Genomic DNA, 7,317 nt, shown 5'->3' with positions numbered 1-7,317 from the left:
ATCAAGGCACCTTGCGCGATAATCACAGCGACCTCACGACCATGACGCGAAGCCTTTCCTTCGGACTGGACTCGCGAATGACCGGCGCATCGCTTCGCCTTCCATAGCCGGGCATTTCCAAACTCTTTCCGCTCGCTTCCCGCCGCAGAACCGGACCCGGGGAACCGATCCGCGTTCCCGCCCCACTCAAGCCTCACGGTCCCCATGACGTACCGTCCCGACATCGATGGCCTTCGCGCGGTATCGATCCTCGTGGTCTTGCTGTTCCACGCGAAGTTCTCCCTGTTCAGCGGCGGATACATCGGCGTCGATGTGTTCTTCGTGATTTCCGGCTATCTCATCGGCTCCATCATCTTAAGCGATGCGCGGCGTGGCACGTTTTCCCTCGCGACCTTCTACGTCCGCCGCATCCGCCGCATCCTTCCGGCCCTGTTCGCGGCGCTGGCGGTCACGGCGGCTCTGTCTCTGACCCTGCTGTCTCCGCAGGAGTTGAAGAGCTTTTCCCAAAATCTCGCGGCGACCGCCCTGTTCTCGTCCAACATCGTCTATTACCTGAAATCCGGATATTTCGAGAACGCGGCGGAGATGAACCCGCTTCTCCACACCTGGTCGCTGGGGGTGGAGCAGCAGTTCTACATCGTCTTTCCGCTGCTCCTTCTGGCTCTTCTCCATCGCGGGCGTTCCGTGTGGATCGCCGTTCTGCTCGCCGCGGCGGCGGCGTCCTTCGCCCTGGGGGTGTTCCTGGTGCGCGATCACCCGACGGCGGCCTTCTACCTGCTGCCGCCCCGCCTGTGGGAGCTGGTGCTCGGCGCGCTTCTGGCCTTCGGCGCCGTTCCGGACATCCGCGGCCGTGCGGGAAGGGAACTGGCGTCCGCCCTTGGCGTGGCCCTGATCCTGGTCAGCGTGTTCGCCTTGACGGAAGCCACGGCCTTTCCGGGCTATGCGGCGCTGCTGCCCTGCCTGGGAGCGGCGCTGGTGATCCATGCGGGGCGGACCGGCCCCACGGCGGTCGGCGCGGTTCTGACGCTGCGCCCCGTCGTCTTCATCGGTCTGATCTCCTACTCGATGTACATCTGGCATTGGCCGTTGATGGTCTTCGCGCGGTTCCACAAGGGGCGGGACCTGTCCACCCGCGAGACGCTGGTTCTCCTTGTCGCGATCACCGCGGTTTCCGTGCTGTCCTGGCGGTTCATCGAAGTTCCCTTTCGCAAGCCCAGAGGCGAATCGGGCCGCCAGCCGGCCACGGTCTTCGCCCGGACCGGCTGGGCCATGGCCGGGCTGGCGGGGGTCGGGCTGCTCGGCCATCTGTCCAACGGGCTGCCGCAGCGCTTCACCGACTACGCTCCGCAGGAAATCTCCGGGCGTGAACTCTACAAGGAACACACCTGCTTCCTCGAAACCGACCAGCCATCCGGCGCGTGGCCGGGTCCCGACAAGTGCCGGATCGGCCCCCTGAAGGATGGGATGCCCACGGCCCTGCTCTGGGGGGATTCCTTCGCGGCCCATTACGTGCCGGGTCTTCAGAGCGTTGCCGACACCTTGCCCTTCGACATCGTCCAGTACACCGCGTCCGGTTGCCCACCCATCAAGGACCTGGACGTCAACACCCGCCCCAACTGCCAGGACTTCAACAGCCACGTCGATGAGATCATCGACCGGAACGGCATCCGCATCGTCATCATGGCGGCGCGGTGGGAATGGTACATGGACACGAACGCCCTGGATTTCGGCCAGTTGCGGAAGACCGTGGAGTCCCTGCTGAACCGGGGCATCCGCATCGTCGTGCTGGGGCAGAGCCCGGTGTTCCGGTTCCGCAATCCCTACGACCACACCTATTTCATGAAGTCGGAGCGGGCTTATTCCATCACCGGTCCAACCGCCGATCTGCCGCTCATCACCGCGACGCAGGGCGCGCAGTTCGTCGATACTTCCGACTATTTCTGCGACCCCGACCCCTGCAAGGACCTTCCGCTCTGCCGGATCAGGGACGACCAGGGCTTCTACTTCCTGGACCAGGGCCATTTCTCGGCGCGGGGCAGCACGCTCATCGTGCATAGCATCCAGCAGCTTCTGCGTACGCAGGTGCCCGACTGGTCCTATGGGGGGTGAGGCCCGGCTTCAGGCGGCGTGCTGCGCGTCTTTCGCGAAAGCATTGAAGAACAGCCCCGCCGTCTCCTGATTGGCATGCCGCCGGGAAAGCTGATAGCTGAGTTCGAGCACGCTGATTTCCGGGATCGCACCCCTTACGAACAGACGCTTCACCAGGAACACCGCGGCCATTTCCTGGATCAGGTGCAGATTGGGATTGTCCCAACCCTCCGCATTGAAATGCACGATCTTGAACCGGCTCAGCCGGAACGCCAGGACTCCGGCAATCTTGCCGGGGGTGATGCCATGCGTCTTCGACCGGCGGGCCAGCATGGCGCGCAGATCGATTTCCGCTTCGGCAACGGCCAGACCAAGTTCCTGGTTGCTGTATTCCAGATGCTTGAGCGGCATGCCGAACACACGGCACGCATCGCTGAGAAACGTCACATACTCGGTGAAAATCCTTCGCCGGAGTTCATCGGTGAAGGGAAACTCCGGTAAAGCGATGTCAGACATTGGCGTCCGAATCCAGCCCCAGCAGACGGCGGTAGGCATCGATGTTCTCGGGCGTAGGCGAGGACTGGCGCACCCAATCCTCCAACTCCTGCGCCGTCCGGATGCCATGATTGATGCGGACTTCGCCACGGCTGCCCTGATGGGCCATCATGCGCTCCACGGATTCCCGGAGCGCCTCCGGATCGTTCATCACATGTTCGAGATTCGGCATCTTGCGGAACCAACCCATGTTGTCCGTCGCCGCGGCATTGGCAGGAACGCCATGCTTTTGGCCGGGTTGCGAAAGGGATTGCTCCCCAGAATCGACGCGGCCGGGGACGCATCCCCGACCGCACACGACTCTGATACTCCTTTTTCGAGTCTGGATCAAGATTCAGGGAAAAATCCAGACATCGTAAGTCTTCGAACGTTCTACCGGCCTCACCCCGCAAGATTCCGCAGAACGAAGTTCAGCACGCCGCCGTTCCGGTAATACTCCACCTCGTCCACCGTATCGATGCGCAGCAGCAGCGGCACCGGACGAGTCTGGCCGTCGGCGCGGGTGATGGTCATCGTCACGTCCTTGCGCGGGCGCAGATCCTGCTCGATGCCGGCGATGTCGAAGGTCTCCGTGCCATCCAGCGCCAGATCGTTGCGGGTCAGCCCATCCTTGAACTGGAGCGGCAGGATGCCCATCCCGACGAGGTTGGAGCGGTGGATGCGCTCGAAGCTCTCGGCGATCACGGCGCGGATGCCCAGCAGCTTGGTGCCCTTGGCCGCCCAGTCGCGGCTGGAGCCGGTGCCGTACTCCTTGCCGGCGATGACCACCAGCGGCACGCCCTCCTGGGCGTAGCGCATCGCCGCGGTGTAGATCGGCAACCGCTCGCCCGAGGGATAGTGCCGCGTCTCGCCGCCTTCCACGCCCGGCAGCATCTCGTTGCGGATGCGGATGTTGGCGAAGGTGCCGCGCATCATCACCTCGTGATTGCCGCGCCGCGCCCCGTAGGAGTTGAAGTCCTGCGGACGCACCTGATGGCTCAGCAGATACTCGCCGGCGGGGCTGGTCTTCTTGATGGAACCGGCGGGGGAGATGTGGTCGGTGGTGATGCTGTCGCCCAGAACGGCCAGCGCGCGGGCGCCCCGCACGTCGCTCACCGCGTCGGGGGTCTTCGGCATGTCGGCGAAGAAGGGCGGCAGCTTCACGTAGGTGCTGCCCGCCTGCCACTCGTAGGTCTGGCCCTCGGCGGTTTGGATGCCGCGCCACTGCTCCGGCCCCTCGAACACGTTGCCGTAGCGGCTGCGGAACATGTCCGCCGACAGGGAGGCGTTGATGGCGTCCTGGACCTCCTGGTTGGTCGGCCAGACGTCCTTCAGGTAGACGGGTTGGCCGTCATGGCCGGTGCCGATGGGGTCCTTCGTCAGGTCGATCTTCATGGTGCCGGCCAGCGCGTAGGCGACGCACAGCGGCGGAGAGGCCAGATAGTTCGCCCGCGTGTGCGGGTTCACCCGGCCTTCGAAGTTGCGGTTGCCCGACAGCACGGCGGCGACCACGAGGTTGCCCTCCTCCACCGCCGCGGCGATGGGGTCGGGCAGCGGGCCGCTGTTGCCGATGCAGGTGGTGCAGCCGTAGCCGACGATGTTGAAGCCGAGCTGGTCCAGATAGGGCTGGAGCCCGGCCTTGGCCAGATAGTCGGTGACCACCTGCGACCCCGGAGCCAGCGAGGTCTTCACCCAGGGCTTGGACTTCAGCCCCTTCTCCACCGCCTTGCGGGCGAGCAGGCCGGCGGCCACCAGAACCGCGGGGTTGGAGGTGTTGGTGCAGGAGGTGATGGCGGCGATCACCACCGCCCCCTGGTCGAGGTTGTAGCCGCAACCCTGCACGGGGACGGAGCGGTCGGCGTCCTCCGCCTTGAAGGTGCCGACCAGATCGCTGCCGAAGCTCTGCGCCGCCTGGGACAGCGGCACGCGGTCCTGCGGGCGCTTCGGGCCGGCCAGCGACGGTTCGACCGTCGTCATGTCCAGTTCCAGCGTGTCGGAGAAGACGGGGTCCGGCGTGCCGGTCTCGCGCCACATGCCCTGGGCGCGGGCGTAGGCCTCCACCAGCGCCACGCGGTCGGCGTCGCGGCCCGTGAAGGTCAGGTACTTGATGGTCTCCGCGTCGATCGGGAAGATGCCGCAGGTCGCGCCGTATTCCGGGGCCATGTTGCCGATGGTCGCGCGGTCGGCCAGGGTCAGGTGATCCAGCCCCGGCCCGTAGAACTCCACGAACTTGCCGACCACGCCCTTCTTGCGCAGCATCTGGGTGACGGTCAGCACGAGGTCGGTCGCCGTCGTGCCCTCCTTCAGCCGCCCGGTCAGCTTGAAGCCGACGACCTCGGGGATCAGCATGGAGATGGGCTGGCCCAGCATGGCCGCCTCCGCCTCGATGCCGCCGACGCCCCAGCCGAGCACGCCCAGCCCGTTCACCATGGTGGTGTGGCTGTCGGTGCCGACCAGCGTGTCGGGATAGGCGACCAGCTTGCCCGCCGGGTCGGTGTCGGTCCACACGCCCTGGGCCAGATACTCGACGTTCACCTGATGGCAGATGCCGGTCCCCGGCGGCACGACGCGGAAATTGTCGAAGGCCTTCTGGCCCCAGCGCAGGAAGGCGTAGCGTTCCAGGTTGCGTTCGAACTCCAGCTCCACGTTCTTCTCGAAGGCGGAAGGGTTGCCGAAGTAATCGACCATCACCGAGTGGTCGATGACCAGATCCACCGGCACAAGCGGGTTGATCTTCTTGGGATCGCCGCCCAGCGCCGCCATCGCCTCGCGCATCGCCGCCAGATCGCAGACCGCCGGCACGCCGGTGAAGTCCTGCATCAGCACGCGCGCCGGGCGGTAGGCGATTTCACGGTCGGACCGCTTGTCCTTGAGCCACTGGGCCACCGCCTTCACGTCGTCGGTGGACACGGTGCGCCCGTCCTCGAAGCGCAGAAGATTTTCCAGCAGCACCTTCATCGAATAGGGCAGCCGGGAGAGGTCGCCCAGACCGGCGTCCTCCGCGGCCTTGATGCTGAAGTAATCGTAGCTCTTGCCCCCGGCGGACAGGGAACGGCGGGTTTTCAGCGAATCCTGACCGGTGAACGTCGTCACGGTACCCCTCCTTCGCGTTATTGGCGGATTGGCCGGGCGGCGGCCAACGTTTCCGCATGTCTCAACCGCCTGATTTAGTGCCGGTGCCGGGCCCCTTCAAAGGGCCCCATTTAAAGAGCGAAGGCACCGGAGAGGTAGGGGCCACGCTCTATTCGTGCGAAAAGGGGCCGGTCCGTACTAAAATCGCGCGAACGGGCGGAACGGCCCGGCGTACGACGGGGGAGGAAACGGAATGGCATGGCGCGCCTCAGCCCTGGCGGGTGCGGCTCTGGCTGCGGCCCTGGTGGTGGCGCTGTCCTGCGCACCGGCCGAGGCCGCCCCGGATTCGCCGCAGGGGGCGCAGTTCTTCCCGCACCTCGTCTACCGCAGCGGTCCCTACGCGCCCTACGGCATCCCGCTGGCCGACGGGGTGGCCGACTATCTGACGCTGGTCAACCGGCGCGACGGCGGAATCGGCGGGGTGCCCATCGTCTGGGAGGAGTGCGACACCGGCTACAACACCGACCGCGGGGTGGAGTGCTACGAGCGGCTGAAGGCCAAGGGGCCGACCGGGGCCGCCGCCGTCCTGCCGCTGTCCACCGGCATCACCTACGCCCTGATCGAGCGCGGGGCCGCCGACCGCATCCCGGTCTTCTCCTCCGGCTATGGACGGGCGGACGTGTCGGACGGGCGGGTCTTCCCCTACGCGGTCAACGCGCCGGCCAGCTATTGGACGGGCGTCGACGCCGCCGTCAGCCACATCGCCAAGGAACTGGGGGCGACGGAGCTGGGCGGGCCGGAGCGGCTGCGCGGACGGAAGATCGCCTATGTCTACCACGACAGCGCCTTCGGCAAGGAGCCGCTGCCCATGCTGGAGGCTCTGCGCGGACTGCTCGGCTTCGAGATGCGCAGCTTTCCCGTCGCCCCGCCGGGGCTGGACCAGCGCACCGTCTGGACGCAGATCGCCCGCCATTACCGCCCCGATTACGTGATCCTGTGGGGCTGGGGCGTGCAGAACTCCACCGCCCTGCGCGAGGCCGCCGCCGCCGGCTTTCCCGCCGACCGCATGATCGGGGTCTGGTGGGCCGGGTCGGAGCTGGACGTGAGGCCGGTGGGCGCCGCGGCTCTGGGCTACAAGGCGGTGGCCTTCCACGCCGCCGGGGCGGACCTGCCGGTCATCCGCGCCATCCGGGAGGAGGTCCACGCCCGCGGGTTGGGGTCCGGCGATCCCGGCCAGATCGGCACGGTGCTGTACAACCGCGGGGTCTTCAACGCCGCCGTTCTGGTGGAGGCCATCCGCACGGCGCAGGTCCGGCACGGGCGCAAGCCCCTGACCGGGGCGCAGGTGGCCTGGGGCTTCGACCATCTGGACCTGACCGCCGAGCGGCTGGCCGAGCTGGGGCTGGACGGCTTCATGCAGCCCCTGCGCATCACCTGCGCCGACCATGAGGGCATGATGCCGCTGCATGTGCAGCAATGGGACGGGGTGCGCTGGCTGGACGTGTCCGGCCCCATCGAGCCGCGCCGCACCCTGATCCGCAAGCTGGTGGTGGAGTCCGCCCGGCGCTTCGCGGCGGACCGCAAGATCGCGCCGCGCGCCTGCGATGAGAAAGGCTAGGCCGG

General features: G+C 66.7%; 5 protein-coding genes. 2 read left to right on the top strand and 3 right to left on the bottom strand.

The window, feature by feature from the left end; genetic code table 11:
* The first annotated feature begins 204 nt into the window (after positions 1-204).
* Positions 205-2,109, top strand: coding sequence for an acyltransferase family protein (locus tag DS843_RS26170; protein WP_149471761.1), 1,905 nt, complete (start codon positions 205-207; stop codon positions 2,107-2,109).
* Positions 2,110-2,118: 9 nt separating this feature from the next.
* Here DS843_RS26170 and DS843_RS26165 read toward each other — a convergent pair whose 3' ends face one another.
* The 3 genes from DS843_RS26165 to acnA all read right to left on the bottom strand — a co-directional run bounded on the left by DS843_RS26165 (position 2,119) and on the right by acnA (position 5,715).
* Positions 2,119-2,604, bottom strand: coding sequence for a hypothetical protein (locus DS843_RS26165; RefSeq protein ID WP_149471760.1), 486 nt, complete (start codon positions 2,602-2,604; stop codon positions 2,119-2,121).
* Positions 2,597-2,815, bottom strand: a complete 219-nt coding sequence (locus DS843_RS26160; RefSeq protein ID WP_149471759.1) for a hypothetical protein — start codon at positions 2,813-2,815, stop codon at positions 2,597-2,599. Before DS843_RS26160 ends, DS843_RS26165 begins: the two co-directional genes overlap by 8 nt.
* 209 nt (positions 2,816-3,024) lie before the next feature.
* Positions 3,025-5,715, bottom strand: a complete 2,691-nt coding sequence (gene acnA / locus DS843_RS26155; RefSeq protein WP_149471758.1) for an aconitate hydratase AcnA — start codon at positions 5,713-5,715, stop codon at positions 3,025-3,027.
* Positions 5,716-5,947: 232 nt separating this feature from the next.
* Between acnA and DS843_RS26150 the strand changes: the two genes are divergently transcribed.
* The gene (locus DS843_RS26150; protein ID WP_149471757.1) at positions 5,948-7,312 is read left to right on the top strand and encodes an ABC transporter substrate-binding protein; all 1,365 of its coding nucleotides are present in this window, start codon (positions 5,948-5,950) and stop codon (positions 7,310-7,312) included.
* Positions 7,313-7,317: the final 5 nt, after the last annotated feature.

The organism is Roseomonas genomospecies 6 (genome assembly GCF_008365375.1).
In the GTDB taxonomy this organism is placed as follows: domain Bacteria; phylum Pseudomonadota; class Alphaproteobacteria; order Azospirillales; family Azospirillaceae; genus Azospirillum.
Note: the sequence above shows the minus strand (reverse complement) of the source record. Positions and strands in the feature narration are given on the sequence as shown.

What these genes read in the sequence shown, in the direction of transcription:
- DS843_RS26170 (WP_149471761.1), top strand. Translation starts at nt 205, where the DNA reads ATGACGTACCGTCCCGACATCGATGGCCTTCGCGCGGTATCGATCCTC.
- DS843_RS26165 (WP_149471760.1), bottom strand. Translation starts at nt 2,604, where the DNA reads ATGTCTGACATCGCTTTACCGGAGTTTCCCTTCACCGATGAACTCCGG.
- DS843_RS26150 (WP_149471757.1), top strand. Translation starts at nt 5,948, where the DNA reads ATGGCATGGCGCGCCTCAGCCCTGGCGGGTGCGGCTCTGGCTGCGGCC.
- DS843_RS26160 (WP_149471759.1), bottom strand. Translation starts at nt 2,815, where the DNA reads ATGCCGAATCTCGAACATGTGATGAACGATCCGGAGGCGCTCCGGGAA.